The following is a 2702-nucleotide window of genomic DNA, read 5'->3' as shown; positions in this document are numbered from 1 at the left end:
TGTATAATCCGGAGTATATGCACCCAAAAATATCCAAAATATATCCTCTGAAAACAGAGGTTATTTCTAGACATTCTGGCAGATGTGCACCCAATAATAGGCAAAAAGAGATGATTTTTGAGCAATAATTTTTGAATTCCGGAGCATATGCACCCATGGGTTATTTTTAGTTTTTTTTTACCTAGATTCCGGAGTATGTGCACCCAGCTTTAGTTCAATACTATTGCTTTGGACTCTGCAAATGTATATTCCGGAGCATATACACCCATCTCGTTCGTGTTTTTTGTTTAATGTTGTCTTCCATTCAACGGGTAAGACAATTATGGCAGGAAAAACGATAGTAATGAGCAAGATAAAACAAGTATTACGACTGTACCAACAAGGTATATCCAATCGTCAAATAGGCATTAGCCTAGGTATTTACAAAGGAACGGTCAACAATTATATTAAGAAGCTGAAAGCCGGCCAGTATAATATAGTGGATCTATTGAGGTTGGATGACCCTGTATTAGAAGGTTTATTCCACCCTGGAAGCCCTGCTTATCTTCAGGAAAGATTCACAGAGTTCAAGCCACTGATTCCTTACCTTGAAAAAGAGCTTGGACGTAAGCATGTTACCAGAAAACTTTTATGGGAGGAATATAGAACTGAATATCCTGATGGATATGGCTATTCACAGTTTTGCTATCACCTGAGCCAGCTTTTAGTTGCACGTAAAAGCAGTGCTATTATCGACCATGATCCCGGTAATAAGCTGGAGATAGACTTTGCAGGAGATACACTCGGATATGTCAACCGAGATACCGGTGAACTAATAAAAGTTCAGGTATTCGTTGCCGCATGTTCTTTTTCTAAATACGCCTATGCTATAGCCGTTCCATCCCAGCGTACAGATGACTTCCTGTATGCCTTAGGCTCTTGTCTAGAACATTTGGGTGGTGTACCCCACATTGTCATTCCCGACAACCTAAAAGCAGCTGTAATTAAAGCAGATAGGTATGAACCTGAACTAAATACATTAATGTCTGATTTCGCTAATTACTATGGTTTTACCGTGATTCCAGCCAGACCATATAAACCTCGTGATAAGCCCAATACAGAACAATCAGTTAAATTAGTCTATCAACGTGTATATGCCAAACTACGCAATCATACTTTTTTCTCCCTAGAAGAGCTTAACAAGGCGATTATTGATAAGGTGCGGGAACATAATCAAACCCGTATGCAACGATTTGATCACTCACGCGAAGAACTCTTTCTTGCACAGGAGCAGTCCCTGTTAAGGCCACTGCCCGAGTCTCCCTACCAAATTAAGTATTACGCAAGTCTGATCGTATTAGCAAATAACTGTATTTATCTTGCTCGGGATAAACACCATTATTCTGTACCATTCCAGTACATCGGAACTAGGGTGCAGATTATTTATACCAGAACATTGGTCAAGATTTATACAAATAATGAATGTGTAGCAACACATCAACGTTCTATTTCTCCAGGATATACCAGTCTGGTAGAGCACTTTGGATCGACACACCAGCACCAGATGCGACGCAGTCCGGATTATTACATTGGGCTTGCCGCAAAAAAATCTCACCATTTAGAGCAATTGATCATGCGAATCTTTCAGGTCGAAAAGATCCCAGAACTCGCATTTAAGAGCTGTGATGCATTATTGAGTTTACAGCGTAAGACTGACCCTAAACTCTTCGATAAGGCCTGTGATATTGCTTGTCAGAATGATTTATTAAGCTATAAACGATTGGAAAGGATTATACAGCAATGTGCTCAGGAAGAAGAAATCAATGCGTCAACAGTAGTGATACCTATGCATGGTAATATCCGAGGAAAAGAATACTACAACTAGGTGTAAACAAATATTAATACACATAAAATAATCATGGAAGAACTAAAAAGAAATCTTCAATCACTCAAGCTAGCGGGGATGGCTAGCTGTATACAAGCACTGTATGAAACACGTAAATTACAAGAGCTATCTTTGATGGATGGGCTTGATCTACTGGTGCAGGCTGAAAAAGACCAGAGATGGTCCAATAGATACACTAGGCTAGTTAAAAACGCAAACTTTAGATACATGGCTACCCTAGAACAACTAACGATCACCAAAGATCGGGGTATCGATACAGGAACTATCACGTTGCTTGCTACAGGAACATACCTTAAAAATGGAGAATCCATATTAGTGACTGGGATGTCGGGGACTGGAAAATCACATTTAATCTCTTCATTAGGGCATCAAGCCTGCAAACAAGGCTTCACCGTGGCTTATTACAATGCGCAGAAGCTCCTGATGTTGCTCAAAATAGCACGCTTAGATGGTTCGTTATTAAAGCTTTTGGAAAAGTTAGCAAAAACTGATCTCCTAATTCTTGACGATTTTGGGCTTACTCCAATGGATCCTAATCAGCAGAACGACTTTATGGAAATAATTGAGGATAGACATGCCAGAAGATCGACAATAATAGCTAGTCAATTACCCGTATCAAGCTGGTTTGATGTGTTTCCTGTGGGGACTGTCGCAGATGCAATATTAGACAGAATTTGTCACACATCATATAGATTTGAGTTAGTAGGAGAAAGTAGACGTAAAAAGAAGTAAATTTGTCATGCTTAAACACTAAATACGAACCCAATGTTGGGTGGATATGCCTGGAATGACTGGGTGCACATCACCGGAATATACA

2 protein-coding genes are annotated in these 2702 nt (G+C 39.6%); both read left to right on the top strand.

Features of this window, described 5'->3' with window-relative positions; translation table 11 throughout:
• Positions 1-343: 343 nt before the first annotated feature.
• Positions 344-1864, top strand: coding sequence for an IS21 family transposase (gene istA / locus EDC17_RS16645; RefSeq protein WP_243646193.1), 1521 nt, complete (start codon positions 344-346; stop codon positions 1862-1864).
• A 33-nt stretch (positions 1865-1897) separates the two neighbouring features.
• Positions 1898-2617 (top strand): IS21-like element helper ATPase IstB, encoded by a 720-nt coding sequence (istB, locus tag EDC17_RS16640; RefSeq protein WP_132779344.1) that lies wholly within the window; start codon positions 1898-1900, stop codon positions 2615-2617.
• Positions 2618-2702: the final 85 nt, after the last annotated feature.

It is taken from the genome of Sphingobacterium alimentarium (assembly GCF_004342685.1).
Lineage (GTDB): Bacteria > Bacteroidota > Bacteroidia > Sphingobacteriales > Sphingobacteriaceae > Sphingobacterium > Sphingobacterium alimentarium.
Note: the sequence above shows the minus strand (reverse complement) of the source record. Positions and strands in the feature narration are given on the sequence as shown.